This is a genomic window from Streptomyces sp. NPDC028711, from assembly GCF_055565415.1.
In genome coordinates, this window is sequence record NZ_JBVHUJ010000002.1 from 222,994 (window position 1) to 248,666 (window position 25,673).

Annotated in this window: 24 protein-coding genes and 1 pseudogene; 14 read left to right on the plus strand and 11 right to left on the minus strand. The window is 73.8% G+C overall.

Annotated features, from left to right (window positions below):
• Positions 1-36 precede the first annotated feature (36 nt).
• A complete protein-coding gene (locus ACZ4VK_RS06820) occupies positions 37-2,097 on the plus strand; it encodes a SpoIIE family protein phosphatase (RefSeq protein ID WP_468349262.1) in 2,061 nt (686 codons plus the stop codon).
• 1 nt (position 2,098) lies between these two features.
• On the opposite strand, the gene ACZ4VK_RS06825 is transcribed toward ACZ4VK_RS06820, so the two are convergent.
• From ACZ4VK_RS06825 to ACZ4VK_RS06845, 5 genes are all read right to left on the minus strand, one after another.
• Positions 2,099-2,725 (minus strand): DinB family protein, encoded by a 627-nt coding sequence (locus ACZ4VK_RS06825; RefSeq protein ID WP_468349264.1) that lies wholly within the window; start codon positions 2,723-2,725, stop codon positions 2,099-2,101.
• Between the two features lie 138 nt (positions 2,726-2,863).
• The gene (locus ACZ4VK_RS06830; RefSeq protein WP_468349266.1) at positions 2,864-3,343 is read right to left on the minus strand and encodes an Lrp/AsnC family transcriptional regulator; all 480 of its coding nucleotides are present in this window, start codon (positions 3,341-3,343) and stop codon (positions 2,864-2,866) included.
• A 97-nt stretch (positions 3,344-3,440) separates the two neighbouring features.
• On the minus strand, positions 3,441-4,481 hold the full coding sequence (locus ACZ4VK_RS06835) for an iron-containing redox enzyme family protein (protein ID WP_468349268.1): 1,041 nt from the start codon (positions 4,479-4,481) through the stop codon (positions 3,441-3,443).
• Positions 4,478-4,909: a CDGSH iron-sulfur domain-containing protein gene (locus ACZ4VK_RS06840; RefSeq protein ID WP_468349270.1), complete on the minus strand. Its 432-nt coding sequence runs from the start codon at positions 4,907-4,909 to the stop codon at positions 4,478-4,480. The genes ACZ4VK_RS06835 and ACZ4VK_RS06840 overlap by 4 nt, the downstream gene beginning before the upstream one ends.
• Positions 4,910-4,973: 64 nt before the next feature.
• Positions 4,974-5,696, minus strand: a complete 723-nt coding sequence (locus tag ACZ4VK_RS06845; protein WP_468349272.1) for a HemK2/MTQ2 family protein methyltransferase — start codon at positions 5,694-5,696, stop codon at positions 4,974-4,976.
• A 228-nt stretch (positions 5,697-5,924) separates the two neighbouring features.
• On the opposite strand from ACZ4VK_RS06845, the pseudogene ACZ4VK_RS06850 reads away from it, so the two are divergent.
• The 8 genes and pseudogenes from ACZ4VK_RS06850 to ACZ4VK_RS06885 form a co-directional block, all read left to right on the plus strand.
• Positions 5,925-6,386, plus strand: a pseudogene (locus ACZ4VK_RS06850) (SRPBCC family protein); the annotation flags it as partial.
• Positions 6,387-6,657: 271 nt separating this feature from the next.
• On the plus strand, positions 6,658-7,341 hold the full coding sequence (locus ACZ4VK_RS06855; protein WP_468349274.1) for an HAD family hydrolase: 684 nt from the start codon (positions 6,658-6,660) through the stop codon (positions 7,339-7,341).
• Between the two features lie 22 nt (positions 7,342-7,363).
• Positions 7,364-8,767 carry an FAD-dependent oxidoreductase gene (locus ACZ4VK_RS06860; RefSeq protein WP_468349276.1) on the plus strand — a complete coding sequence of 468 codons (1,404 nt, stop codon included), beginning with the start codon at positions 7,364-7,366 and terminating at the stop codon, positions 8,765-8,767.
• A 159-nt stretch (positions 8,768-8,926) separates the two neighbouring features.
• Entirely contained in the window at positions 8,927-9,178 is a 252-nt protein-coding gene (locus ACZ4VK_RS06865) for a BON domain-containing protein (RefSeq protein ID WP_468349278.1), read from the plus strand.
• Positions 9,179-9,249: 71 nt separating this feature from the next.
• A complete protein-coding gene (locus ACZ4VK_RS06870; protein ID WP_468350774.1) occupies positions 9,250-10,044 on the plus strand; it encodes a metallophosphoesterase family protein in 795 nt (264 codons plus the stop codon).
• Positions 10,045-10,237: 193 nt separating this feature from the next.
• Positions 10,238-11,719: an aminotransferase class I/II-fold pyridoxal phosphate-dependent enzyme gene (locus tag ACZ4VK_RS06875; RefSeq protein ID WP_468349280.1), complete on the plus strand. Its 1,482-nt coding sequence runs from the start codon at positions 10,238-10,240 to the stop codon at positions 11,717-11,719.
• Positions 11,720-11,772: 53 nt separating this feature from the next.
• Complete coding sequence (locus tag ACZ4VK_RS06880) at positions 11,773-13,320, plus strand: PP2C family protein-serine/threonine phosphatase (protein WP_468349282.1); 1,548 nt, start codon at positions 11,773-11,775, stop codon at positions 13,318-13,320.
• Between the two features lie 171 nt (positions 13,321-13,491).
• Positions 13,492-14,814 carry a preATP grasp domain-containing protein gene (locus ACZ4VK_RS06885; RefSeq protein WP_468349284.1) on the plus strand — a complete coding sequence of 441 codons (1,323 nt, stop codon included), beginning with the start codon at positions 13,492-13,494 and terminating at the stop codon, positions 14,812-14,814.
• Positions 14,815-14,823: 9 nt separating this feature from the next.
• Here ACZ4VK_RS06885 and ACZ4VK_RS06890 read toward each other — a convergent pair whose 3' ends face one another.
• Both ACZ4VK_RS06890 and ACZ4VK_RS06895 read right to left on the minus strand, forming a co-directional pair.
• On the minus strand, positions 14,824-16,209 hold the full coding sequence (locus tag ACZ4VK_RS06890; protein WP_468349286.1) for a M20/M25/M40 family metallo-hydrolase: 1,386 nt from the start codon (positions 16,207-16,209) through the stop codon (positions 14,824-14,826).
• A 70-nt stretch (positions 16,210-16,279) separates the two neighbouring features.
• Positions 16,280-16,906 carry a class I SAM-dependent methyltransferase gene (locus ACZ4VK_RS06895; RefSeq protein WP_468349288.1) on the minus strand — a complete coding sequence of 209 codons (627 nt, stop codon included), beginning with the start codon at positions 16,904-16,906 and terminating at the stop codon, positions 16,280-16,282.
• Positions 16,907-16,968: 62 nt separating this feature from the next.
• On the opposite strand from ACZ4VK_RS06895, the gene ACZ4VK_RS06900 reads away from it, so the two are divergent.
• Positions 16,969-17,631 (plus strand): TetR/AcrR family transcriptional regulator, encoded by a 663-nt coding sequence (locus ACZ4VK_RS06900; protein WP_468349290.1) that lies wholly within the window; start codon positions 16,969-16,971, stop codon positions 17,629-17,631.
• A 2-nt stretch (positions 17,632-17,633) separates the two neighbouring features.
• Here the strand turns inward: ACZ4VK_RS06900 and ACZ4VK_RS06905 are convergent, their stop codons facing one another.
• The 4 genes from ACZ4VK_RS06905 to ACZ4VK_RS06920 are packed head-to-tail and all read right to left on the minus strand — an operon-like array spanning position 17,634 to position 21,808.
• Positions 17,634-18,707: an acyl-CoA dehydrogenase family protein gene (locus ACZ4VK_RS06905; protein WP_468349292.1), complete on the minus strand. Its 1,074-nt coding sequence runs from the start codon at positions 18,705-18,707 to the stop codon at positions 17,634-17,636.
• Between the two features lie 52 nt (positions 18,708-18,759).
• A complete protein-coding gene (locus tag ACZ4VK_RS06910) occupies positions 18,760-19,749 on the minus strand; it encodes an acyl-CoA dehydrogenase family protein (protein WP_468350776.1) in 990 nt (329 codons plus the stop codon).
• Positions 19,749-20,918, minus strand: a complete 1,170-nt coding sequence (locus ACZ4VK_RS06915; protein ID WP_468349294.1) for an acyl-CoA dehydrogenase family protein — start codon at positions 20,916-20,918, stop codon at positions 19,749-19,751. Before ACZ4VK_RS06915 ends, ACZ4VK_RS06910 begins: the two co-directional genes overlap by 1 nt.
• The gene (locus tag ACZ4VK_RS06920) at positions 20,918-21,808 is read right to left on the minus strand and encodes an enoyl-CoA hydratase (protein ID WP_468349296.1); all 891 of its coding nucleotides are present in this window, start codon (positions 21,806-21,808) and stop codon (positions 20,918-20,920) included. The genes ACZ4VK_RS06915 and ACZ4VK_RS06920 overlap by 1 nt, the downstream gene beginning before the upstream one ends.
• A gap of 45 nt (positions 21,809-21,853) precedes the next feature.
• Here ACZ4VK_RS06920 and ACZ4VK_RS06925 point away from each other — a divergent pair, with 45 nt between their 5' ends.
• From ACZ4VK_RS06925 to ACZ4VK_RS06940, 4 genes are read left to right on the plus strand one after another with little or no spacing between them, the layout of a single operon-like run.
• Positions 21,854-23,020, plus strand: coding sequence for an acyl-CoA dehydrogenase family protein (locus tag ACZ4VK_RS06925; RefSeq protein ID WP_468349298.1), 1,167 nt, complete (start codon positions 21,854-21,856; stop codon positions 23,018-23,020).
• A complete protein-coding gene (locus ACZ4VK_RS06930) occupies positions 23,017-23,808 on the plus strand; it encodes an SDR family oxidoreductase (RefSeq protein ID WP_468349300.1) in 792 nt (263 codons plus the stop codon). The genes ACZ4VK_RS06925 and ACZ4VK_RS06930 overlap by 4 nt, the downstream gene beginning before the upstream one ends.
• The gene (locus tag ACZ4VK_RS06935) at positions 23,805-24,404 is read left to right on the plus strand and encodes a TetR/AcrR family transcriptional regulator (RefSeq protein ID WP_468349302.1); all 600 of its coding nucleotides are present in this window, start codon (positions 23,805-23,807) and stop codon (positions 24,402-24,404) included. The genes ACZ4VK_RS06930 and ACZ4VK_RS06935 overlap by 4 nt, the downstream gene beginning before the upstream one ends.
• Before the next feature lie 28 nt (positions 24,405-24,432).
• On the plus strand, positions 24,433-25,590 hold the full coding sequence (locus ACZ4VK_RS06940) for an acetyl-CoA C-acetyltransferase (protein WP_468349304.1): 1,158 nt from the start codon (positions 24,433-24,435) through the stop codon (positions 25,588-25,590).
• Positions 25,591-25,673 lie beyond the last annotated feature (83 nt).

Consider the following 25,673-nt stretch of genomic DNA (forward strand, 5'->3'; position numbering starts at 1 on the left):
CCCCCCCGGGGCCGGGCCGATGCGTAGGTCGATGCGTTGGAGACTCACCAGTCGTCGAGCAGGGTTCCGCAGCCGCCCCGGGCGGCCGTCGGGGACGCGGGCGTGCTCCGGGAGCTGCTGCCGATCGCCTTGTGGCGGGAGGACGCCGGCGGTCACATCGTCGAGTGGTCGCTCGCCGCGCAGGACCTCCTCGGTCACCGCCCCGAGCACGTCCTCGGACGGCTCGCCACCCCGCTGCTCGTCCCGGACGCCAACCGGGAGCTCGCCGACCGGCTCACCCACCGGGTGCAGGCCGGGGAGACCATGGTCGGCACGCTCCCCGTGCGCCATCGGGACGGCCACACGATCGCCATGGAGATGTGGATCGTGCCGGCCACCGACCCGGACGGCCGGCCGGGGGCGATGCTCATCGCGGTGGAGACCTCCGAGGTCCTGCGCATGCGGGAGAACCTCGCCGCGATGGAGAGCCTCTTCACCCAGTCGCCGATCGGTCTCGCCCTGCTCGGCACCGACCTGCGGTTCCTGCGCGTCAACGACGCCCTGGCCCGGATGAACGGGGTGACGGCCGCCGGGCACGTGGGCCGCCGTCTCACCGAGGTCGTGCCCGGGGTCAACGCCGACTCCCTGGAAGCCCTGATGCGGCAGGTCCTGGAGAGCGGGAACGCCGTCGTCGACGCCCGCCGGGTCGGCCGTACGCCCGCCGACCCCGACCGCGACCACATCTGGTCCTGTTCGTACGCCCCCCTGATCGACCGCACGGACCGGCGGTCCCTGGGGCTCATCGCCTCGCTCGTCGACATCACCGAGAGCCAGGAGGCGCACAGCGAGGTCGAGCTGGCCCGGCACCGCTTCGCCCTGCTCGCCGAGGCCGGTGCCCGGATCGGTACGACCCTGGACCTGAACCAGACGGCGGAGGAGGCGGTACGGTTCCTCGTCCCCCAGCTCGCGGACTCGGCCGACGTACAGATGCTGGAGTCCGTCCTCGAACCGGACGATCCGGCCTCCTCCACGCGCGGGGTGCTGCGGCGGCTCGCGGCCCGTTTCCCCGACCCCACGGCCCCGACGTCCGTGCTCGCCCCCGGGCAGACCTTCCAGATCCCGCTCGACTCCGCGTACGAGCAGGCCGTCGCCCGGGGGCGGCCCACCAACCTCTACACGTCCGACATCCCGGAGCTCTTCACCGATCCGCGGACCGAGGCGCTCCGCACGTATCTCGCCACCCGCATAGGATCGGCCCGGCTCGTTCCGATGGTGGCCCGAGGCAAGGTGCTCGGCGCGGTGACGGTGACCCGGCTGCGGACCCGCGAGCCCTTCGACGCCCAGGACTGCGTCCTCATCGACGAGGTCGTGGCCCGAGCCGCCCTCAACATCGACAACGCCCGTCTCTACACCAACCAGCGGGAGGCCGCCCTCACCCTCCAGCGGAGCCTCACCAACAGCGCGCTGCCCACCGTCACCGGCCTCGAACTCACCGGCCGCTACCTGCCCGCGAGCGCGCACGACGTCGGCGGCGACTGGTTCGACGCCATCGCCCTGCCCGGCGGCAGGACGGGCCTCGTCATCGGCGACGTCATGGGCCACGGCATCCACGCCGCGGCCGTGATGGGCCAGCTGCGCACGGCGGTACGGACCCTGGCCCGCCACGACATCCCGCCGACGCTGATGCTCAGCTCCCTCGACGCCGCCGTCGCCGACCTCGGCGAGGACACGATGGCGACCTGCGTCTACGCCGTCCACGACCCGGCCACCGGCGGCTGGGTCATCGCCCGCGCCGGCCATCCGCCGCCGGCCGTGGCGACCCCCGGCGGCACCATCACCTTCCTCGACGGACCGCCGGGAACACCGCTGGGCACAGGCGCCCACGACTTCGGCACGGAGGAGGTCTTCCTGCCCCCCGGCGGGCTGCTCGTGCTCTACACGGACGGTCTCATCGAGGCCCGCGACCGCGACCTCGACGAGGGGATGCGTCAGCTCGGCAGGGCGCTCCGGCACATCGACCGGCCCCTGGACACCTTGTGCGACGAGATCCTGGGGCAGCTCCTCTCGGGACCCGCGCCGGACGACGTGGCGATGCTGCTCGCCCGTACCACCCGCTGACTCACCCCGCCGGGTGCCGCAGCCGGTAGAGGTCCCGGAGCAGGGCGATCTCCGCCCCGTGGTGCAGGAGTTCCTGGTTCACCCACCAGACGATCTCCACGAAGGGATCCTCCGGATCGCTGCCGTGCGGGTAGGTGCTGTACCCGACGGTGTCGAGCGCCGTGTCGTCGGCCGACAGCAGGGCCGCCCGCCAGGCGTCGGCCGCGGTGTCGAAGGCCGTCAGGGCGGTCGCGACGTCTCCGCTGACGGTGTAGTCGTCGCGGGTCAGACTGTGGCCGCCGGCGGTGTGGTCGGCGCGCAGCGCGAGCATCTCGCTGAGGTGGCTCAGCCGCCAGGCGATCGTCGTGAACGGCGGCGGCGTGGGGTGCGGCGGCGGTGCCGTGTCCCGGCCCCAGTCGCCGACGCCCGTCAGCAGCGTGGCGCGCGGGCCCGGGCCGTCGGCGCGGCGCCGGACGGACCAGCAGCCGGGCCCCGGCTCCCAGAGGTACTCCGTGTCGGTCATCGGACCGACCTCGACGTCCGTACCGTTCCCGCTGTCCATCACCGGTCCCGCCATGCGGTCGGTCAGCCGCTGCCGGGCGAAGTCGAACTGGTCGAGCAGGGGGACGAGCCGTGCGGGTGTCGCCACGGGAGACTCCGGATCACTGGGAGGGGGGAGGGAAACAGGGCGTTCGCACCCTGCCACAGGGCCGTTCCGGGCGCCCGCGAATATCGCCCGCCTTCGCGCCCGGCTCGCGCGCGGATCCCGCTCAGGCTTCCTCCGCCTTCAGACCGAGCCGGCCCGGCGCCCCACCGCCTCGACCAGCGGCAGCAGCCGGTGCGCCACCCGCTCCCGCAGTGCGATCTCGGTGCGGGTGCGGACCACCCCCGGCAACCGGATCAGGCGCTGGATGACGTCCTCCAGGTGTCCGGCGTCCCTGGCCACCACCCGGGTCAGCAGATCGCCGCCGCCGGTGATCGAGAAGGCCTCCACGATCTCGGGCACGGTCGCGAGCGCGTCCCCCACCTCGTCCAGATGCCCCTGGGTGACCTCGATGTGCACGAAGGCGAGCACCGGGTGACCAAGGGCGGCGGGGGAGAGGACGGGCCCGGTCGCGGTGATGACCCCGTCCCGTTCCAGGCGGTCGATCCTGGCCTGCACAGTGCCCCGCGCCACCGCCAGGATGCGCGCGTACTCCCGGACGCTCGTCCGCGGCTGCTCGATGAGCAGCCGCAGGATCCGCGTGTCGAGCTCGTCCACCGCCATGCCGCGCCGTCCTCCTGGGGCTCGGACCCGTCCCCGACCGCGGGATCCGCGGGCGATTCCGGTACGTCCCCGGCCGCGGGCCCGTGGCCGGGGACGGTCAATTCTGGTACAGAACCCGCTCCACGTCCCCGTGGGAGGGCGTACGCAGCGCGCTGTCGCCCCGCGACCAGGCGTCCACCAGATGAGCGCCGAAGCGGTCGTCGAGCAGACAGGTCGCGGCGATGCCGAAGGAGATCTCGGGCGCGAGCCCCGGTTCCTCGTCGAGGAGACCGCTGATCACGTCCCGGCGCACCACCTGCTCGTGGACGGCGTCCGCCTCCACGTGCTCGTCGTAGTACCGCTCCGCCGCCGGTCCCGCTCCCATCCTGCGCATGGCCGCGGCGAGCCGCGAGGCGGCCGGCGACGAGGTGATCTCCAGGACGGCGAAGTGCCCGACGAGCGCTCCGCGCAGCCTCCGGTGCAGGCCGAACATCGACATCAGGTTCGCGGCCGCGAGGGTCTCCGCCCCGGCCCTGTCCACATAGTGCCCGTACGAGGGATCGAGCCCCAGATCGGCCATCAGGTCCGCGTAGAGCCCGGCGTGCATCCGTTCCGCCCGCCCGCAGCCGTACTCGTCGTACGCGATCGCCACCATGGCCGCCTTGGCGCGCCCCCGCAGCCGTGGCACGACCCAGAGGTGCGGGTCGGCCTCCCGGAGCTGGGACACGGACCGCAGCGCCGCGTGCTCGCGCAGCTGCCACGGTTCTCCCTCGGACAGCAGGAAGTGCGAGGCGCCGGTGGCCTCGGCGGGCTCCATCAGGAGGGCGGCGAGGGCTTCGTCCAGGTCGGGACGGTCACGGCAGTCGTGCCGCAGAGCGTTCTCGAAGCGGTGCTCCAGGAGAGCCCGTACGCCGAGCAGGCCGGCGTCCCATTCGAGCGTGTCCGGCACCCCTTCGTAGCCCTGGTAGTGCTGTTCGTAACAGAGGTGGAGGGCCAGCTGCAGATCCTCCCCGTACGGGGTGCAGCGCGCGATCTCCGACTCGCTGGGCAGCTCCCCGGCGCCGCCCCCGAGCAGCCGTCTGCGTACGGCGTACGACACCGCGCCGCGCGCCTCGGGCGGGGCGGGCGCGGTCCGTGTGAGCGGGTGAACGACGGTCATGGTGTCCTGGCCTCCTCGGCCGGGCCGTCCGCCTCCTCCGCCCCCGCCGCCGGGCCGTCCGTCGCCGCTCCGTCCGCGTCGGCGGCCGGTGGGCGCGGGGCGCGCGCCGTGGTCCTGCGGGGGCCGCGCCTGAGGCGCGGGCGGTGGCTGGTGTCGCAGAACGGAGCCCGCAGACTCCGCCGGCAGGTGCAGAGCGCCAGGACGGGGCGGTCGCAGTGGACCACCGATCCGTCCGGCATGACGATGTCCGCCGGCCCTTCGAGGAGCAGCGGCCCTTCGGTGAGGGGCTGGACGCGAGGGGGCGCCGTGCGGGTCCTGGCGGTTCCGGGGCCCGTGCCCGCGTCCCGTCCGTCCTGCCGCGGCTCGGCGGCCTCCACGTCGTCCCGGGTCCTCGGCCGCGGGGTGTTCCCGTCAGGGGAAGCAGACATCACACACCACCCATCGGATGGACTTCGCTGACATCGCGCGAGTGCCCGGAGCACCGCTTCCCAATCACGGCCGGCACGCGCGGATCACCACCAGCTCCTCGGTGCGCGCGCCCGGGGCGATCAGCCCCCGCGCCGCGAACCAGTCCGAACGGGCCGACATCACCGGCCCGAACGTCTCCGTACGTCGCTCCACGACCCGTGCCGTGAGGCCGCGGCGCCCGAGCGCCTCCAGGGTGGCGTCGACGCCGGAAAGTGACGACTGGACGAGCAGCAGCACGCCCGAGGGCGTCAGGAGTCGCGGCGCGCGCGAACAGACCCGGTCGAGGAGCAGCCGCCCGTCCGTCCCGGCGTCCCAGCTCCTCCGCGCGCCACGGGCGGGCACCTCCGCGGCCTCGCAGGGCACGTACGGCGGGTTCACGGTGACCAGGTCGAAGCGCTCGTGGGGGATCGGTGCGTCCAGGTCGCCGCGCAGCACCCGGATCCGGCAGCCGTGCAGCACGGCGTTGAGGCGGGCGGAGGTGATCGCGGACCGTGAGATGTCGACGGCGGTGGCCCGCGCGCCGTGCCGGGCGGCGACGACGGCGACGGCGCCGGTCCCCGTACACAGATCGAGCGAACGTGCTCCCGGCCGGAGCGGCTCACGGCGTACGTGCGCCGCGAGCAGGCCGGTGTCCGCCTGGGGGGCGTACACGCCGGGGAGGCGGCACATCCGCGGGACGTCCGCCCCCGGTGCCACGCCGTCCACCGGCGCGAGTCCCTCCCGGCGATCCGTCGTCACTGTCCTCATCACCAGTCTCCTCACTCCTCAGGTCGGTTCGGACCGCGAGTACCCCTCGCCTGCGGGCCCATGCCGGTGCTCCGCCGTGCCGGTCAGTCCCCGGCGCCGGTCTCGGCAGCCGGCCGCGAGGGCCACCCACGGGGCGGGCCACGGAACGGGCACGCATGAGGTGTCCGTCGTCGGGTACGCGCGCATCGACCACGCAGTGCCATGACGACTACTTCAGGAGGCAGGGCGATGAGCAGGGTCGAACAGACCATCGACGTGGATGTGCCGCTGCGGACGGCGTACAACCAGTGGACGCAGTTCGAGGAGTTCCCGCGGTTCATGGAGGGTGTGGAGGACGTGCGTCAGGTCGACGACCGGCACTGCCACTGGCGGACCAAGGTGGCCGGCGTGCGGCGGGAGTTCGACACCGAGATCGTGGACCAGCTTCCCGACGAGCGGATCTCGTGGCGCACGGTGGCCGGGGAGACCAGCCAGAAGGGCGTGGTGAGTTTCCAGCCGCTGGACGCGGAGCACACGCGCGTGCGCCTCGCGATGGACGTGGAGCCGGAGGGCATGGTCGAGAAGGCCGGCGACATGACGGGCGTCCTCGACCGGCGGGTGAAGGGCGACCTGAAGCGGTTCAAGGGCTTCATCGAGGAGCACGGGCGTGAGACGGGCGGCTGGCGCGGCCGCGTCCGCCCCTCCGACGCCGACACCGGAAGCGGAAGCGGCACGGGCACCGACACCGGACAGAGCCCCATGCGTGAGGGCCCGGGACCGGTACGGCAGGAACCGGGGACGACGACCGGCACGGGAACGACCGGAGCCGCCGGACCGACCGGAACCACCGGGGGCGTTCGGGAGTCCTGGCCCCTCCCGCCGGGACCGGACGAGCCCGGCTCCATCGACCGCCTCTGACCGAGCCCGCTGAGGGTACTCCTGACCGACCCGACGGCCCCGGTCCCCGAAGGGAGCCCCGGACATGGACCGTGTCGCGCTCTTCGACGTCGACGGCACCCTCGTCGACTCCAACCACCTGCACGTCGTCGCCTGGTGGGAGGCCCTGCGGCAGGACGGACACCACGTCCCCACGCACGCCATCCACCGCGCGATCGGCCTGCCGGGGGAGGACCTCCTGGAACACCTGCTCGGCGCCGACCGTGACCGGTCGCGGGACGGCCGTCTCAGCGGAGCCCACGACGCCCTGTACGGGACGTACTTCGAACGGCTTCTCGCCTTCGACGGCGCCGCGGACCTGCTGCGGAAGCTCGCGGGGAGCGGCTGGAAGGTCGTTCTCGTGACCTCCGCCAAGGACCGGGAGCTCGCCGCGCTGCGCGGGGCCCTCGACGCGGACGACGCCATCACGGCCACCGCCACGTCCGAGGACGTCGAGGAGGGCAAACCCGCCCCGGACCCGATCGAGCACGCGCTCTCCCTGGTGGGTGGGGCCGCCGAGGGGGCCGTGTTCGTCGGCGACAGCGTCTGGGACATGAAGGCGGCGCGCCGCGCCGGCGTCCGCTGCGTGGCCCTGCTGTGCGGCGGGGTCCCGCGGCAGGACCTGACGGAGGCGGGCGCCGCCGCCGTGTACGACGACGCGGCCGACCTCCTCGCCCACCTCGGCAGCGGCCCGTTCGCGACGGGGCAGGACGCGACGGAGCGGGAATAGGCCGCCGCCGAGAGGAGCGATCATGCGCGGAGACCGGAACTCGTACTGGATGGAGTCGGCACCGCCCGGCGGCATCCACCCACCGCTGGACCGCGACCTCCGCGCCGACGTGGTCGTGGTCGGCGCCGGCATCGCCGGACTCTGCACCGCCCGCGAACTGGCCCGCGCCGGACGCGAGGTGGTGGTCCTCGAAGCCGGGCGGATCGCCGCCGGGGTCACCGGACACACCACGGGCAAACTGACCTCCCTGCACGGGATGTGTTACGAACGCCTGCGCCGCCGCCAGGGCGCGGAGGCGGCGGCCCTCTACGCCGACGCCCAGGAGAACGCACTGAGCGACGTCGTCCGGCTCTGCGAGGAACTGGGCGTCGACGCGGAGATCGAACGCCGCCCCGCGTACACGTACACCCTCGACGAGGGAAAGGTGGGCGACGTCAGGGCCGAGACGGCGGCCGCCTCGGCAGCGGGACTGCGGGCCACCACGGTGACCGACACGGGACTTCCGTACGCCGTGGCGGCCGCCGTCCGCGTCGAGGACCAACTGCAGTTCCACCCCCGCCGGTTCCTCCTCGGCCTCGCCGACGACCTCCTCGCGCACGGCGGCCGCATCCACGAGAACACCCGCGTCACCGGCCTCCACGAAGGAACCGACTGCCGTCTCACCGTGAAGGGCGGCATCACGGTCCACGCGCGCGATGTCGTCCTCGCCACCCACTTCCCGCTCCGCTGCCACCTCACCCTCCTGATGCGGCTCTCGCTCCGCCGTGAACTCGTCGTCGCCGCCGACGTCGAGGAGCGCCACGCCCCCGACGGGATGTACCTCACCTCCGAGCACGGCACCCGGTCGGTCCGCACCGCGCCGCTCGGAGAGGGCAGACGGCTGCTGATCGTCGCGGGTGAGAGCTTCGAGCCGGGCAGCGGGGGCGTACGCGCGCGGTACGCCCGCCTCGAGGACTGGGCACGCGCCCGGCTCCCTGGCTTCGCCGAGGCGTCGACCGTCCACCGGTGGGCGGCCCAGGACGTCCACACCGCCGACGGGCTGCCCTGCATCGGCCACGAACACCCCGACACCGAACACGTCTTCGTCGCCACCGGCTTCGGCGGGTGGGGACTCAGCAACGGCGTCGCCGCAGGCCGGCTGCTCACCGCCCACCTGACCGGGGCGCCGCGCCCCGCCTGGACGGAACTCGTCGACCCCCGGCGCAGGCTGCCCGCCCGCGAACTCCCGGGGGTCGCACGGCACCAGTCCACCGTGGCCCGCCACTTCATGTCGGGACTGCGGACCGGCCGGCGCTGTACGCACATGGGATGCGAGGTGGGATTCAACGAGGCCGAGCAGACGTGGGAGTGCCCCTGCCACGGCTCCCGCTTCGCCCACGACGGCACGGTGCTCCAGGGCCCGGCCACCCGCCCCCTCACGATGTGATCGCCGCACGGACACGCTCGGAGGGACACGATGAGCAGCCGGAACACCGCCCGAGGCACGCGATGAGCAGCCGGGACACGGCCGGAGGGACACGAGGAGCACCCGGGGCGAGGATGGAGCGACAGGGATGAGCACCCGGGACAAGGACGGAGCGACACCATGAGCACCGGAGAGAGCGAGTACCGGATCGCCCGGCTGAGAGACCGGCTCGCGCGCGAGGAAGTGGCTGAGCTCGGGGTGCGGATCGAGGTGCGCGGGGCGGTCGTCCTCCTGACCGGCACCGTTCCCACGGCCGACCGCCGTGACGAGATCCTCCGGATCGCCGAGTCGGAGCTCGCCGACATCCCCGTCCGCGCGGACCTCCAGCTCGCCTGCGCGGATCCCCCGGACCGACCCGAGGAGCTGCTGTGAGCACACCCGCCGCGACGTCCCACGCCATGACGTCCCACGCCGTCGATTCCCCCGGCCGGCACGACGGCGCCGTGGTCCGGGTGGCCGCGGTCGGCGACATCCATCTGGGCCCGGACTGCCGGGGCCTGCTGCGTCCCTCCTTCGAGACCCTGCACGAGAGCGCCGACGTCCTCCTCCTCGCCGGCGACCTCACCCGCCACGGCACGGTCGAGGAGGCGGAGGTCGTCGCCGGGGAGGTGCATGACCTGGGCGTCCCCGTGGTCGCCGTGCTCGGCAACCACGACTACCACTCCGAGCAGGAGACGGACGTCGCGCGCGTCCTCACCGACGCCGGCGTCACCGTCCTGGAGGGCGAGAGCGTGGTCCTGCCGGTGGCCGGCGGACACGTGGGCATCGCGGGGACGAAGGGCTTCTGCGGCGGCTTCGCGGGCCGCAGCGCCGGTGAGTTCGGCGAACGCGAGATGAAGGACTTCGTCCTCGCCACCCGGCGGGGCGCCGACGGCCTGCGCAGGGCCCTCACCGAGCTGTCCACCGACGGCTGCGGGGCGCGGATCGCCCTCACCCACTTCGCGCCCGTGCCCGACACGCTCGCCGGCGAACCCGTGGAGATCTACCCCTTCCTCGGCAGCTACCTCCTCGCGGAGGCCATCGACGAGTCCGGCGCCGACCTCGCCGTGCACGGCCACGCCCACCTGGGAACGGAGCACGGCATGACGGCCGCGGGGGTACGCGTCAGGAACGTCGCCCAGCCCGTCATCCGCAGGGCGTTCGCCCTCTATCACCTGCCGCTCACCCGGACCACACCCGGCCCCGGGCGTACCGGCCCCCCGTCCGAGACGGCAGGGGCGACGCATACGCCCGGCTGACGCGGCGCCCGCAGCCGCAGACCGCAGACCGCAGACCGGCGCCGGCCGGCCAGAGGTCGTAGCGCCGACCGGCCGGCCGGAAGCCGCACACGTTTCCGGTGGCCGCGACGGGCAAGACGCGGGGAGAACCCGAGCGGCCGCTTCCACCCCGTGGACGGCCCCGAACCCGCGCCGTACGCCCATGGGAGGAACGATGGACCAGTCACGCGCCCCGGTACTGGAGGCCCTGCAGGAGTTCCGCCGACGGAACGACGTGGTGTACGGGCCACCGGGTCACAAGCAGGGGCGCGGGACCGATCCCCGGGTGGCGGAGGTCGTCGGCCTCGACGTGTTCCGGTCGGACGTCCTCCTGCTCAACGGCCTCGACGACCGGCGGGAGTCCCAGGGGGTGCTCAGCCAGGCCCAGGACCTCATGGCCGACGCGGTCGGCGCCGACCAGGCCTTCTTCTCCACCTGCGGCAGCTCCCTCTCCGTCAAGACGGCCATGCTCGCCGTCGCGGGCCCCGGCGAGAAACTGCTGCTCTCCCGCAACGCGCACAAGTCCGTGATCTCGGCCGTCGTCATCAACGGCGTCGAGCCCATCTGGGTGCACCCCAAGTTCGACGCGGAACGTCACCTCGCCCACCCCCCGGAGCCGGACGACGTACGCCGTAGGCTCAAGGAACACCCCGACGCCAAGGGCATGCTGCTCATCACCCCCACGGACTGGGGCACCTGCGCCGACATCCAGGGCGTGGCGCGGGTCTGCCACGACGCCGACGTGCCCCTCATCGTCGACGAGGCCTGGGGCGCCCACCTGCCCTTCCACACGGCCCTGCCGTCCTGGGGCATGACCCATGAGGCGGACCTGGTCGTCACCAGCGTCCACAAGATGGGCGGGGCGATCGAGCAGAGCTCCGTCTTCCATCTGCAGTACGACCGGGTGTCGCCCGAGGTGCTCAAGCAGCGCGAGGACCTCCTCGCCACCACCAGCGCCTCCAGCCTCGTCTACGCCACGCTCGACGGCTGGCGCCGCCAGATGGCCGAGCACGGCCACGAACTCCTCGACGCGGCACTGCACCGCGCCCGGCGGGTCCGCGCCGCCGTCCGGGAACTCCCCGGGCTGCGGCTGATGGACCGCGAGGTCGTCACGGCGGGGCTCGCCGCCGACCTCGACCCGCTGAAGATCGTCATCGACGTGCGGGAGCTCGGCGTCAGCGGCATGCAGGCGGCCGAATGGCTGCGGGCGCACCGGCACGTCGACGTCGGCAGCTCGGACACCTGCCGCATCAGCGCGTCCCTCACCCACGCCGACGACGACGAGACCGAGGAGACCCTGCTCGCCGCCCTGCGGGCCCTCGTCGAGGGCACCGGCTCCATGGAGCGGCAATCGCCCGTACGCCTGCCCGACCCGCCGGCGCTCGAACTGGAGCAGGCGATGCTGCCGCGCGACGCGTTCTTCGCGGAGGCGGAGCACGTACCGGCGGAGCACGCCGCAGGCCGCGTCGCGGCCGAGCTGATCACCCCGTACCCGCCCGGCGTGCCCGTGATCGCACCGGGCGAGGTCATCACCGGGGAGATCGTGGACTACCTGCGCAGCGGCGCCGACCACGGGATGCTCATCCCGGACGCGGCCGACTCCTCCGTCCATACGTTCCGCGTGGTGGCACGCACGGGAGCGGGGGCGACCGGGTGAACGCGCGGAGAACCGTCCGCGAGGCCATCGCCCCTCCATGGCATGCTCGCCCCATGACGGCCGAAGGAGCGCGAGCCCCCGCCCCCGCGGCGTCCACCGTCCAGGAGATCCTCGACGGCCTCCCCGGCGCGGCCGTCTTCCTCGTGCCGGTCCGCGGCGCGGGCGGCCAGGTCGAGGAGCTCCGGATCGCGGCGGCCTCGCCCGACGCGCTCGACATCGGGGGCCGCAGGGGCAGGGAACTCGTGGGACTCGGCGTCCTGGAGACGTATCCCGCCGTGCGGGGCACGCAGCTGTGGCAGGGGTACCTCGACGCGCTGGAGAGCCGGTCCCGGTACGACGGCGAGCCCTTCGAGTGCGAGGAGACGCTCGCCGGGGTCCCGCGCCTTTCCCGGTTCGCCGTCCGCGCGGCGGCCTCCGCCGGAGGTCTGATCGTCTCCTGGGTACGCCTCGACAGCGGGGAGCGCGAGCAGCGCCGGCTCGCGATGATGGAGCGCCTGGGAAACATGGGCTGGGCGAACTGGGACCTCGTCCGAAGCGACGTCACCTGGTCGGAGCAGGTCTACGGCGTCGTCGGCCGGGACCCGTCCCTCGGACCGCTGACCCTGGACGAACTGCCCGGCCACGTCGCGCCCGAGTACGCCGACGCCCTGGCCGGCGGCGTCCGGCGCCTCCTCGACGACGGGCAGCCCCTCGACCACACCTTCCGCACCACCACCGGCGGCGGCGAGGTCCGGCACGTCCGGTTCGTCGCCGAGGCCGAGGCGGACGTCCACGGCACCCCGGTCGAGGTCCACGGCTTCTTCCAGGACGTCACCGCCTGGGCGCTCGCCGAGGAGCGTCTCATCGGCCACGAGCGGACCGCCATGGCGCAGCAGGGCAGACTGGCGGCCGAGCGCGCCCTCGCCGCCCGGCTCCAGCACGCCCTCCTTCCGCTTCCCCAGCAGTCGCTGCGCCTGGCCGGTCTCACCGTCGACGTCGCGTACCAGCCCCACCAGGAGGGCATCAACGTCGGAGGCGACTGGTACAGCGCCATCGAACTCCCCGACGGCAGCGCGCTGCTCGTCGTCGGCGACGTCGCCGGTCACGGCCTCGACGCCGTGGCCACGATGGCCCAGCTGCGCTTCACCGCCAAGGGCATGGCGATCACCGGGACACCGCTCGCGTCGATCCTCGCCCGCCTCAACACGCTCCTGTGGCACAGCGCGGAGCGGGCCTTCAACACCGCCACGGTGATCATGGCCCGGTACGAGCCCGCCGCGGAACTCCTCACCTGGGTGCAGGCCGGCCATCTGCCACCGCTGCTGCTGCGCGACGGGGAGGCCCGCTATCTGTCCTCGCCCAAGGGCGTCCTCCTCGGCGCCACGCCCTCGGCGCGCTACGCCTCGTCGACCGTGCGTCTGCTCCCCGGCGACCAGCTGCTGTTCTTCACCGACGGCCTGGTCGAGGCACCCGGGCAGCTCCTCGACGACGGCCTGGCCCGGCTGGCCCGTACGGCGACCGGGCACAGCGGCGGCGGCCGCTTCCTCGACGGCGTCCTGGAGGCCCTCGTCGCCCCGGACACCCGGCGCGACGACATCTGTGTGATGCACATCAGCGTCTGACACGCACACCTGGACCCCGCCTGCCTCCCCCGTCCGGCCGGTCGACTCGCCCGGAGCACATCCGGTCCCCGTCGGCCGAGAACTGGTATCCAGAACACCGGTCCTCCGTATGGACGACCACGGTCAGGGCATCCCTAGGCGCGGCTGTCGGCGACACGCGAGGAGCGGCGAGTGACACACGCGGACCCGTCCGGCCCGTCCGGGGTTCAGGTGCTCTACGCGAACCTCGTCTCCGACCTCGCGGTGGACCTGGACGAGCGCGAGGTGCTCGGGGCCTGGGCGGAGCAGGCTCCCCGGGAGGTGTGGCTGCTGCGGCCGGGGGACGTCCTGGTGACTCCGGTGCCGGTCGGCGAGGCGTTCCTGGAGTACGCCTGTGCCCTGACCGGCGTTCCCCGGGGATCGGTGACGGTGGTCCATCTGCCCGGGGCCTTCGTGTCGGCGGGCGTGCCGTCCCCGCACCGGGCGGCCGTCGAGGCGGTGCGCGGGGCGGCCGGGGGCCGCGCTGTGGCCGCGGTCCTCCCGACCGCCCTGGACAGCGCGGCGGTGGGTCTGGCGCGCGGCCTGGGTGTCCCCGTGGCGCCGTTCGCCTCGGCGGAGGCGGCCGGGGCCGCTCTCGAGGTGACCCGGCTGCTCAACACGAAGGCGGGTTTCCGGCGGGTGGCGGCGGCCCTCGGCATGCGGCTGCCGGACGGCCGCGTCCGCCGGCGCGCCGGGGTGGCGCCCGCCGTCAGGGAGTTGCTCGGCTCGCACGGACAGGTCGTGGTCAAGCCCGACCGGTCGGCGGGGGGCCACGGTCTGCTCTTCCTCCCGCCGGAGTCCGGCCCCTGGGACAGGGACGAACTCCCCTCGGTGGGAGGGGCGGACGGCCTCTGGGTGGTCGAGGAGCGGATCGAGGTGGCGCGCTCGGTGAGCATCCAGATGGAGACGGGGCCCGCAGGGCCGAGGCCGCTGTTCAGCGGCGAGATGAGAACCGTGGAGGGCTGCTTCACGGGCTACCTGTCGCCCCTGCCCGCCTCTCCGGCGGACAGCCCGGCGGCGGATGTCGGCGCGACGCTCGCGGGATGGGGATGTGCGCTGGGGCGCTTCCTCGCGGAGCACGGATACGCGGGGCCGTTCAGCATCGACGCGATGGTGTCGGCGGAGGGCGAGGTGTTCGCGGGCGAGAGCAATGTGCGGCGTACGGCCACGACCACCCCGCAGGCGATGGTGGCCCGCCTCACCGCCGGGGCGGGGACCGGGGCCCGCCCGGGTGGGCCGAGCTGGGCGACGGGCAGGCTGCGGGCGCCCGAGGTGTGCTCCTTCGACGAGGCCGTGGAGCGGCTGCGCGCCGGCCGGATCGCGTTCGACCCCGCGCGCGGAGAAGGCGTCGTCCTGTACGCGGGGGCGCCGCCGGACGGACTGACCTGGCGGTACGCGGTGATCGCGGACGGACGGGACGGCGTGGCGCGGTACGAGGAGCTGCTGCGGTCCGTCTGGGCGCCACGCCCCGGATGAGAGCGGTCGTCACCGGAGGGCGGACGGCAGGTCGCCGAGGAAGGCGGCGAGCGCCCGGATCCCGAGGCGGAGGGCCTGGAGCTCGACGCGTTCGTCCGGGCCGTGCCAGTGGTCGCCGGGCAGCCCCGTACCGAAGAAGAGCACGGGCGCGTCACAGGCGCGGGCCAGCTGCGCTGCGGGGGCGGCGCCGCCGTTGCCGATGGGCAGGGCGGGCGAGCCGTACGCGTGGCCGACCGCGCCGGCGAGGGCGGCGAGCGCCGGGTCGTCGGGAGGCGTCCGGTACGGGTCGGAGATGGTCGAGGAGACGTCGAGTCCGTAGGTGAAGCCGGGGCGGCGGTGGCCGTCCAGCCAGGCCCGCAGCTGGTCGGCGACCCGGTCGGCCCGCTGGTCGGGTACGAGTCTCAGGAGCAGGTCCGCGCTCGCTTCGGCGGGGATGAGCCCGAGCGAGGGGGAGTCGGTGCGGCCGGCCGTGAGCCGGGCGACCTCCACCGACGGACGGGTCCAGAGACGCTCCGGCACCGAACGGCCCGCCTCGCCGTCGGCCCGGAACGTGCCGGTGTCGGCCGGCCAGGCGGACAGGTCGAAGGGCAGGGCGTCCAGCGCGGTACGGAGCGCGGGATCCGGCTCGGCCACCGCCTCGTAGAAACCGGGCAGCGCGACCCGGCCGGAGCCGTCGGTCAGCAGGTCGACCAGCCGGCAGAGCTCCTGCGCCGCGTTGGCTGCGGCGCCGGAGAAGGCGCCGCTGTGCACGTCCCGCTCCGCGCCACGGACGGTGAGGGTCGCGGTGACGGAGCCGCGGACGGTGGCGCAGACGGTCGGCTTCTCCAGGGACCACAGCATGGTGTCGGACACCATGACCACGTCGGCGGCGAGGTCGTCGGCGTGCTCCGCGAGCAGGTCGGCCAGGTGCACGGAGCCGATCTCCTCCTCGCCCTCGATCAGGTACTTCACCGTCACGGCCGGGGCGGAGCGGCCCGCGAGGTGCGCGCGCAGGGCCCACAGATGGGCCATGACCTGCCCCTTGGCGTCGGACGCGCCCCGCCCGTACAGGCGCCCGTCCCGCAGGAGCGGGGAGAAGGGCGCGGTGGCCCGCCACTCGGAGGGGTCGGCGGCGTGGACGTCGTGGTGGCTGTAGACGAGCAGGACGGGGGCGTCGGCGCGGCCGGCCGGCAGGCACCCGAAAACGGCGGGCAGGCCGTCCGTCTCCCAGACCTCCGCACGGGGGAGCCCCGCGCGGAGCATGGCGTCCGCGAGCCACCGCGCGGACCGCCGTACGTCGTCGGCCCGGTCCGGGTCGGACGAGACGGACGGCACACCCACCCACTCCGCCAGGGACTCCACGGCGTGGGGCTCGGACAGCGTGTCCCGCGCGGTGGCGGGCCCGAAGGCACTCATGGTCGGCGGCTGCCCGGCTTCCCCCGCTTCGAACCGCTCCCCGCGAGCGCGCCGCGCATACGGCGCCGGCTCATGCCACGGCGGCGGAACGGTGCAGCGTGAACCAGAACGTCGGGACCGGGTTCGTGCCGGGCGTCACGTCGGCCAGCTGCCACCCGGTGAACCTGGCGCCGAGTTCGTCCGCGGTGACGCCGGACCACGAGTCGTCGAACGCCCCGGGCCCGTACCCGAACATCAGCAAGCGTGCACCGGGGGCCGCACGCTTCGTGAGGCCGGCGGCGTAGGCGTCGCGGCGGTGCGGCGGGATCCCGCAGTAGCAGCTCAGGTCGAAGAACAGGTCGTACGGGCCGGGCACGCCCGCCTCGTCGAGCCGGGTGGCGTCCCCGCACAGCACCGTGATGTCCGCTCCGGCGGCGACGGCCTTCTCCCTCGCCTGCCGGACCGCGCGGTCGACCAGGTCGACGCCCGTCACCCGCCAGCCGTGCCGGGCCAGGTACACCGCGTTGGTTCCGGTGCCGCAGCCGAGTTCGAGGGCCCTGCCCGTCCTCAGCGCGCCGGGCCCCTCTATCAGGGCCACCAGCTCGGGCGGCGTGACGCCGCTGTCCCACGGCGGCTTGCCGTCCCGGTAGAAGTCCTCCAACACGCGGCGCACAGACGCCTCTTGGTCCAGCTCCGCAGCCGTCCGAGTCTCACTCATCGCTCCCCCTCAAGTAACTAGAGTCCGTCTCTAGTGACTGACTCTAGAGATAGACTCCCGGCATGGATGCGGTCAAGGGATCCGACGGACGGAACATCAAGCGCCCCGACAAGCGGGCCGAGCGCTCTCGGCGCACCCGCGAGAAGATCGTCGCGGCGGCGCGGGACCTGTTCGTCGCGCAGGGGTACGGTGCGACAAGCCTTCAGGAGGTCGCGGATCGCGCGGGCGTGGCCGTCCAGACCGTGTACTTCGTGTTCCGGAACAAGCGCGCGCTGTTCAAGGACGTGGTCGACACGTCCATCGCGGGGGACGCCGAACCGGTCGCCACGATGGACCGCGACTGGTTCCGGGCCGCGTGCGCCGAGCCCACTGCCGCCGGGCAACTGCGCGCCCACGTGCGGGGCGTACGCGAGATCCTCGGACGTGTCGCCCCGATCGTTCCGCTGATCGCGGCCGCGGCGGCCACGGACCCGGAGATCGCCGCGGAGTGGCCCGCCGGCCCCGACCCGCGCCATACCGTCCAGCACGCCGCGGCGAAGGCCCTGACATCCAAGCCCGACGCCCGCCCCGACGTCGATACCGCCCGCGCCGCCGACCTGCTGTACGGGCTGCTCAGTCCGGAGCTGTACCTGGTCTTCGTCCGCGACCGGGGCTGGTCCCCCGACGCCTGGGAGGAGTGGGCATGTGCGGCCCTGACTGCCCACCTCTGCGCAGACCGCGCGTAGGTTCAGGCCTGGGTCAGGCCGAGACCTGCCGCCAGACGGGTGCGGTGCCAGGACGGGGGGCCGAAGAGCTGGGACGAGCCGTGGGCGCGTTTGAAGTAGCGGTGGGCGTCGTGTTCCCAGGTGATGCCGATGCCGCCGTGCAGCTGGATCATCTCGCCCGCCACCGCCGAGAACGCCTCGGAGCAGGCCGACTTGGCGGCGGCCGCGAGCCGGGGCAGTTCCGGTGAGTCCGCGGCGGCCGCGAGGGAGGCGCCGAGCGCGGCCGAGCGTGCCGACTCCACCCGCACGTACGCGTCCGCGAGCCGGTGCTTGACGGCCTGGAAGGAGCCGATGGGGCGGCCGAACTGGACGCGTTCCCCGGCGTAGGCGACCGTGCGTTCGAGGCAGTGCGCGGCGGCGCCGACCTGTTCGGCGGCGAGCGCCGCGCAGGCCAGATCCAGGACGTGTCCCAGGACGCGGCCGCCGTCCCCCTCGGCTCCGACGAGCCGGCCCTCCGCCGCTCTGAGCGTCACGCGGGCCTGCGCGCGCGTGGCGTCCATCGTGACCGTCGCCCCGAGGTCCACGCCCGCGCCGTCCCCGGGTACCTCGAAGAGCGAGACCCCCGCTCCCGTGCGGGCGGCCACGAGCAGGACCCCGGCCCCGGCGCCGTCCAGGACGTGCTCCTTGACGCCGGTGATCCGCCACCGCCCGCCGGGCCCGGGGGCGGCCTCGGCCCGTACGTCCGACGGGTCCCACGAACCGCGCTCGGCCCAGGCCAGGGCCCCGACCAGGGTCCCCGCGGCCAGGTCAGGCAGCAGCCGCGCGCACGCCGTCCCGTCGCCCGAGGCGAGCAGTGCCCGCACCACGAGCACCGCGGAGCCGAGATAGGGGACGGGGCTCAGCTCGCGTCCCAGTTCCTCCATCACCACATGGACCTCGGCGGCCCCGCAGCCCGCGCCGCCGTACTCCTCCGGGACCGCGAGTCCCGCGACGCCGATCTGCGCGGTCAGCGGCCGCCAGGCCGCCTCGCCCGTGTGGCGTCCGAGCAACGCCCGTACGGCGGAACGCAGTTCCTCCTGTTCGTCCGTCAGCCTCATGCCTCTGCTCCCTTCGGTCTCTGGTGGGTACGGGTCCTCCCCCTGGCCCGTGTCACTCCGCGAGGACGCGGGCGCGGCAGGCGGCGGGGGTGCCCCAGGCGTCGCGGAGCGGACGGGCCTTGCGGATCCACAGGGCCAGGTCGAGTTCCTCCGTGTAGCCGACGGCGCCGTGCAGCTGCAGGGCCGTGCGGGCGGCGGCGTACGCGGCCTCGCCCGCCGCGACCTTCGCCGCCGCGACGTCGGCGGAGCCGTGGCCCTTCCCCTCCGCGAGGGCCAGGGCGGCCGCGTGGAGCAGGGGCTGGGCGAACTCCAGGGCGATGAGCGTGTCGGCCAGGCGGTGCTTCACCGCCTGGAACGAGCCGATGGCGACGCCGAACTGGGTGCGCTGCCCGACGTGGGCGACGGTCCGGCCGAGGAGGGCGCGGCCGAGGCCGAGGGACTGGGCGGCGGTGGCCAGGGCCGCGACCTCGGTGGCGTACGCGGCGGCGGCCGCCACGGCGGGGCCGCGCGCCAGGACGGTGCCGCCGAGGGGGCGGGCCAGGCGGCGCGCGGGATCGGCCGACGGCTGGACGGGGCCGGTCGTGTCCGTCAGGCGTACGGTGTCGCCCTCGACGACGAGTACGGCGTCGGCGGCGGCCGCGTCCAGGGCGTAGGGGCCGCCGGCGGCCGGTACGCAGAGGGAGAGGACCGCCTTGCCCGAGGCGATCCCCGGCAGCCATGCGGCGGCGGCCGTCTCCTCGCCCAGACGGTCGAGGAGGGCAGCGGCGGCGACGGTCTCCACCAGCGGGCCGGGGACGGTGTGGCGGCCCAACTCGATGAAGGCGACGGCGAGTTCGACCGGCAGCGGGCCGAGGCCGTCGTGCCGCTCCGGTACGGCGAGGGCGAAGACGCCCGTCTCCGCGAGCCGTGACCAGAGCGCACGGCCGGGCGCGGTGTCCCCGGCCGCCCAGGCCCGTGCGGCCGCCGGGGTGTCGGCCGCCGTGAGCAGGGCGTCGAGGGAGCGGGCGAACTCCCGCTGTTCGTCGTCGAGGAGGAACCGCATCACCGGCGTCCCTTCGGGAGGCCGAGCAGCCGCTCGGCGATGATGTCGCGCTGGATCTCGTTGGTGCCGGCGTAGACGGGTCCGGCGAGGGAGAAGGTGTGACCCTCGGCCCAACTGCCGTGCGCGGGAGCGTCGGCGGCCTCGTCGGACAGCTCGCCGTACGGTCCGAGCAGGTCCAGGGCCGTCTCGTGGAGGGCGATGTCGAGTTCGGACCAGAAGACCTTGTTGAGGCTGGACTCGGCGCCGACGGAGCCTCCGGCGGCGATGCGTGAGGCGCCCGCGTAGGCGAAGAGGCGGTAGGCGCGGGCGCCGATGACCGCGTCGGCGACCCGGTCGCGCAGGGCGGTGTCGGTGGGGTCGGCGCTCTCCCGCCACAGCGCCGTCAGCCGTCCCGCGGCCGCCGTGAACCGGCCGGGGCTCCGCAGGGTGAGCCCCCGCTCGTTGCCCGCCGTGCTCATCGCGACCCGCCAGCCCTGCCCGGGTGCGCCGATCACGTCCTCGTCGGGCACGAAGACGTCGTCGAGGAAGATCTCGGCGAAGGCGGGCTTGCCGTCGAGCCGCCCGATGGGCCGTACGGTCACCCCGTCGGCGTCCAGCGGGAACATCAGGTACGTCAGGCCCTGGTGCGGCCTTCCGGCGTCGGGGTCGCTGCGGAAGAGGCCGAAGGCGCGGTCGGCGAAGGCCGCCCGGGACGACCAGGTCTTCTGTCCGCCGAGGCGCCAGCCGCCGTCGGCCCGTACGGCCGTGGAGCGCAGTGAGGCGAGGTCCGAGCCGGACTCCGGCTCGGACCACGCCTGGGCCCAGATGACCTCGCCGCTCGCCATGGAGGGGAGGATCCGGGCGCGCTGCTCGTCGGTGCCGTGCTCGAAGAGGGTGGGGGCGAGCAGGTTGATGCCGTTCTGGCTGACCCGGCCGGGGGCGCCGGCCGCGTAGTACTCCTCCTCGAAGATCAGCCACTGGAGGATCGAGCTGTCGCGGCCGCCGTACTCCCCGGGCCAGGAGACCACCGACCAGCGGTCCCCGGACAGGGTCCGCTCCCACTCCCGGTGGGCGGCGAAGCCCTCCTCCGTCTCCAGGGAGGGAAGGGGGTTCGCGGGTACGTGGGCGGTGAGCCAGGCGCGGGCCTCGGCCCGGAAGGCGTCGTCCGCCGCGGAGAAGTCGAGGTCCATCAGGCGCCCGCCTCCCGGGGGGTGGCGGGACGCTCTCCGGAACGGCGCCGCATCGCGCGGATGTCCATGCCGCCGAGCGGGTCGGGGGAGGTCTCGGCGTTGTGGGCGTGCGCGAGGTGGTGAAGCCCGAAGACCGAGTCCATGCCGGTGTGCAGGCCCTGCAGGTCCTCGGCCTGGTTGACGGCGCGTTTGGTCAGGGCGAGGCCCATGCGGGGCATCTCGGCGATCCTCTCCGCCAACTCCAGTGTCCTCTCGGTGAGTTCCTCGCCGGGGACGACCCGGTTGACCATGCCGACCTCGTAGGCGCGCCGGGCGGTCATCCGGTCGCCGGTGTACAGGAACTCCTTGGCGATCCGCGGGGGCATCACCCACGGGTGGGCGAAGTACTCGACGCCGGGGATGCCCATGCGGACCACCGGGTCGGCGAAGAACGCGTCCTCGGCGGCGACGATGAGGTCGCACACCCAGGCGAGCATCAGACCGCCGGCGACGCAGGCGCCCTGGACCGAGGCGATCATCGGCTTGGGCAGCTCGCGCCACCTCCGGCACATGCCGAGGTAGACCTCGGACTCGCGGGCGAAGCGGCTCTCCGCTCCCGCCTTGTCCGAGTGGTCCCACCAGAGTCCGGCCCTGCGGTCGAACGGCAGGTGGGCGTCCCGCTCGGGGGTGCCGATGTCATGGCCGGCGGAGAAGTGCCTTCCCGCTCCGGCGAGGACGACGACCTTGACCTCGTCGTCGTCGGCCGCGCGGTAGAAGGCACGGTCGAGGGCGTAGGTCATCGCGGAGTTCTGGGCGTTGCGGTAGTCGGGCCGGTCCATGGTGACCACGGCCACCGGGCCGCGGCGTTCGTAGCGGACGGGCCCTGTGGATGCGGTGTGGGCAGCGGACATCCGCCCTCCTTCCCTAACAAGTGTTTGGTAGGTTAACGTACGGCCATGAGCGACGTCGAGGTGTTCCGCAGAGAGGTCCGCGGCTGGCTGAGGTCCCACCTCACCGGCGAGTTCGCCGCCCTGCGCGGCCGCGGCGGACCCGGCAGGGAACACGAGGCGCACCCCGAACGCCTCGCCTGGGAACGGCACATGGCCGCCGCCGGATGGACCTGCGTCGGCTGGCCGAAGGAGTACGGCGGACGGGGCGCGACCCTCGAACAGCAGGTCGCCTTCCACGAGGAGTACGCCCTCGCCGACGCCCCCGCCCGCGTCAACCACATCGGCGAACAGCTCCTCGGCCCCACCCTCATCGCCTTCGGCACCCCGGAGCAGCGCGCGCGCTTCCTCCCACCGATCGTCGCCGTCGAGGAACTCTGGTGCCAGGGCTACTCGGAGCCGGACGCGGGCTCCGACCTGGCCAACGTGAGGACCCGCGCCGAGCGCGAAGGCGACACCTGGGCGGTCACGGGCCAGAAGGTGTGGACGTCACTCGCCCACGAGGCCGACTGGTGCTTCGTCGTCGCCCGCACCGAGCCCGGATCGACCCGCCACCGGGGCCTGTCCTACCTCCTCGTCCCCCTGGACCAGCCCGGTGTGGAGATACGGCCGATCGTCCAGCTGACCGGCACCTCCGAGTTCAACGAGGTGTTCTTCGACGGGGCCCGCACCCACGCCTCCCACCTCGTCGGCGCACCCGGCGACGGCTGGCGGGTGGCCATGGCCACCCTCGGCTTCGAGCGCGGCGTGTCCACCCTCGGCCAGCAGGTCGGCTTCCGCCGCGAACTGGAAGCCGTCATCGAGCTCGCCAAGCGCAACGGCGCCGCCGCGGACCCGCTCATCCGCGACCGCGTCGCCCGTGCCTGGATCGGCCTGGAGACCATCCGGTTCAACGCCCTGCGCATGCTCGACGGCGTCGCGTCCGGCGCACCGGGCCCCGAGGCCTCCATCGGGAAGATCTTCTGGGCCACCTGGCACCGGGAGCTCGGCGAGCTCGCCATGGACGTCTGCGGCGCCGACGGCATGCTGGCCGCCGGCGCACCGTACGACCTCACCGACTGGCAGCGGCTCTTCCTCTTCTCCCGCTCCGACACCATCTACGCCGGCTCCGACGAGATCCAGCGGAACATCATCGCCGAGCGTGTCCTCGGCCTGCCCAAGGAGGCCCGCCCGTGACCGGCACACCCCCGCCCCCCTACGTACCGGGCCACCGGCTGCTCGCCGGCCGGAGCGCCGTCGTCACCGCCGCCGCGGGCGCCGGCATCGGCGGCGCCACCGCCCGACGCCTCCTGGAGGAAGGCGCCCGCGTCGTCGTCTCCGACGCGCACGCCCGCAGGCTCAAGGAGTCGGAGGCGGAGCTCGCCGCCGAGTTCGGCGCCGACCGCGTCGCCGCCCTGCCCTGCGACGTCACCGACGAGGCGCAGGTCGCCGCGCTCCTCGACCTCGCCGTGGAGCGCCACGGCCGCCTCGACATCATCGTCAACAACGCGGGCCTCGGCGGCACCGCGGAGCTGGTCGACATGACCGACGAACAGTGGGACAAGGTCCTCGACGTCACCCTCAACGGCACCTTCCGCTGCACCCGCGCCGCCCTGCGCCGGATGAAGGCCGAGGGCGCCGGGGGCGTCGTCGTCAACAACGCCTCCGTGATCGGCTGGCGGGCCCAGAAGGGCCAGGCCCACTACGCCGCCGCCAAGGCCGGCGTCATGGCCCTCACCCGCTGCGCCGCACTGGAGGCCGCCGCGTACGGGGTACGGGTCAACGCCGTGTCCCCCAGCCTGGCCATGCACCCGCACCTCGCGAAGGTCACAAGCGCCGAACTCCTGGAGGAGCTGACCTCCCGCGAGGCGTTCGGGCGCCACGCCGAGCCCTGGGAGATCGCCAACGTGATCGTGTTCCTCGCCAGCGGCTACTCCTCGTACCTGACGGGGGAGGTCCTCTCCGTCAGCAGCCAGCACCCGTGAGAGCCGCGCCCGAGCGGCGCCGGGAGCTCCTCGGCACGGCGGCCGAGGTCTTCGCCGCCGAGGGGTACGACGCCACCACCGTCCGCAAGATCGCGGACGCCGCCGGGCTGCTCGCGGGCAGCCTCTACCACCACTTCGACTCCAAGGAGTCGATGCTCGACGAGATCCTCTCCTCCTTCCTCGACGAGTTGGGACAGGGATACGACGCCGTCCTCGCCGCCGGCCTCGGGCCCCGCGAGACCATCGAGGCCCTCGTCACCGAGTCCTTCCGCGAGATCGACCGGCACCGCGCCGCCGTCGCCATCTACCAGAAGGAATCCCCGCACCTGCGGCACCAGCCGCGCTTCGGCTACCTCGCCGACTCCCAGCGGAGGTTCGAGACGGCCTGGCTCAGGACCCTGGAGCGCGGCGTGGCCGCCGGGGTCTTCCGCGCCGACCTCGACGTGCGGCTCACCTACCGCTTCGTGCGCGACACCGTCTGGGTCGCCGCGTCCTGGTACCGGCCCGGCGGCCGGCACAGCCCCAAGGAGATCGCCCGCCAGTACCTGTCCATGGTCCTGGAGGGCATCGCCGTTCGACATTCGTACAAGACATGACATCGTGGACATCGAAGAAGGAGTGGCCATGGCCGAGGCATACATCGTGGACGCGGTACGCACCCCGGTCGGCAGGCGGAACGGCGGCCTTGCCGCCGTCCATCCGGCCGACCTCGGAGCGCACGTCCTGAAGGCGCTGATGGAACGATCGGGCGTCGACCCGGCCGCCGTCGAGGACGTCGTCCTCGGCTGCCTCGACACCGTCGGCCCGCAGGCCGGCGACATAGCCCGCACCTGCTGGCTGGCCGCAGGACTGCCCGAGGAGGTTCCCGGCGTCACCGTGGACCGGCAGTGCGGCTCCTCCCAGCAGGCCCTGCACTTCGCCGCCCAGGGAGTCCTCTCCGGCACCCAGGACCTGGTCGTCGCGGGCGGCGTCCAGAACATGTCCCAGGTCCCCATCGCCTTCGCCGGCCGCCAGGCCGCCGAGCCCCTCGGCCTCACCGAGGGCCCGTACGCCGGCTCCGAGGGCTGGCGGGCCCGCTACGGCGACCAGCCGGTCAACCAGTTCCACGGTGCCGAACTCATCGCGAGCACGTGGGACGTCTCCCGCCGCGACATGGAGGAGTTCGCCCTGCGCTCGCACCAGCGGGCACTCCGGGCCATCGACGAGGGCCGCTTCGACCGCGAGATCGTGCCGTACGGCGGGGTGACCACCGACGAGGGCCCGCGCCGCGACACCACCCTGGAGAAGATGGCCGCCCTGCGCCCCCTGGTGGAGGGCGGCCGGCTGACCGCCGCGGTCTCCTCGCAGGTCTCCGACGGCGCCTCGGCGATGCTGATCGCCTCGGAGCGTGCCGTACGTGAGCACGGCCTGACCCCGCGCGCCCGGGTCCACCACCTTTCCGTACGGGGCGAGGACCCGATCCGCATGCTGTCCGCCCCGATCCCGGCGACGGCGTACGCGCTGAAGAAGGCCGGGATGACGATCGACGACATCGACCTGGTGGAGATCAACGAGGCGTTCGCCCCGGTCGTCCTGGCCTGGCTCAAGGAGACCGGCGCCGACCCGGAGAAGGTCAACGTCAACGGCGGCGCCATCGCCCTGGGCCACCCGCTCGGCGCGACCGGCACCAAGCTCGCGACCACCCTGCTCCACGAACTCGAGCGCAGGGGAGGCCGCTACGGCCTGCAGACGATGTGCGAGGGCGGTGGCCAGGCGAACGTGACGATCATCGAGCGGCTGTGACGGAGGCCCATGACGGAGGCCCGTGACGGAGGCGGTACGACGGAAGGCCGCCGGGGTGACCTCACCCCGGCGGCCTTCCGCTT

Bases quoted from the DNA above. Each gene is read 5' to 3' on its own strand.
- ACZ4VK_RS06830 (WP_468349266.1), bottom strand. From the start codon at position 3,343: ATGGCGGTGGACGAGCTCGACACGCGGATCCTGCGGCTGCTCATCGAG.
- ACZ4VK_RS06835 (WP_468349268.1), bottom strand. From the start codon at position 4,481: ATGACCGTCGTTCACCCGCTCACACGGACCGCGCCCGCCCCGCCCGAG.
- ACZ4VK_RS06840 (WP_468349270.1), bottom strand. From the start codon at position 4,909: ATGTCTGCTTCCCCTGACGGGAACACCCCGCGGCCGAGGACCCGGGAC.
- ACZ4VK_RS06845 (WP_468349272.1), bottom strand. From the start codon at position 5,696: ATGAGGACAGTGACGACGGATCGCCGGGAGGGACTCGCGCCGGTGGAC.
- ACZ4VK_RS06855 (WP_468349274.1), top strand. From the start codon at position 6,658: ATGGACCGTGTCGCGCTCTTCGACGTCGACGGCACCCTCGTCGACTCC.
- ACZ4VK_RS06860 (WP_468349276.1), top strand. From the start codon at position 7,364: ATGCGCGGAGACCGGAACTCGTACTGGATGGAGTCGGCACCGCCCGGC.
- ACZ4VK_RS06865 (WP_468349278.1), top strand. From the start codon at position 8,927: ATGAGCACCGGAGAGAGCGAGTACCGGATCGCCCGGCTGAGAGACCGG.
- ACZ4VK_RS06875 (WP_468349280.1), top strand. From the start codon at position 10,238: ATGGACCAGTCACGCGCCCCGGTACTGGAGGCCCTGCAGGAGTTCCGC.
- ACZ4VK_RS06880 (WP_468349282.1), top strand. From the start codon at position 11,773: ATGACGGCCGAAGGAGCGCGAGCCCCCGCCCCCGCGGCGTCCACCGTC.
- ACZ4VK_RS06890 (WP_468349286.1), bottom strand. From the start codon at position 16,209: ATGAGTGCCTTCGGGCCCGCCACCGCGCGGGACACGCTGTCCGAGCCC.
- ACZ4VK_RS06895 (WP_468349288.1), bottom strand. From the start codon at position 16,906: ATGAGTGAGACTCGGACGGCTGCGGAGCTGGACCAAGAGGCGTCTGTG.
- ACZ4VK_RS06900 (WP_468349290.1), top strand. From the start codon at position 16,969: ATGGATGCGGTCAAGGGATCCGACGGACGGAACATCAAGCGCCCCGAC.
- ACZ4VK_RS06905 (WP_468349292.1), bottom strand. From the start codon at position 18,707: ATGAGGCTGACGGACGAACAGGAGGAACTGCGTTCCGCCGTACGGGCG.
- ACZ4VK_RS06910 (WP_468350776.1), bottom strand. From the start codon at position 19,749: ATGCGGTTCCTCCTCGACGACGAACAGCGGGAGTTCGCCCGCTCCCTC.
- ACZ4VK_RS06915 (WP_468349294.1), bottom strand. From the start codon at position 20,918: ATGGACCTCGACTTCTCCGCGGCGGACGACGCCTTCCGGGCCGAGGCC.
- ACZ4VK_RS06920 (WP_468349296.1), bottom strand. From the start codon at position 21,808: ATGTCCGCTGCCCACACCGCATCCACAGGGCCCGTCCGCTACGAACGC.
- ACZ4VK_RS06925 (WP_468349298.1), top strand. From the start codon at position 21,854: ATGAGCGACGTCGAGGTGTTCCGCAGAGAGGTCCGCGGCTGGCTGAGG.
- ACZ4VK_RS06940 (WP_468349304.1), top strand. From the start codon at position 24,433: ATGGCCGAGGCATACATCGTGGACGCGGTACGCACCCCGGTCGGCAGG.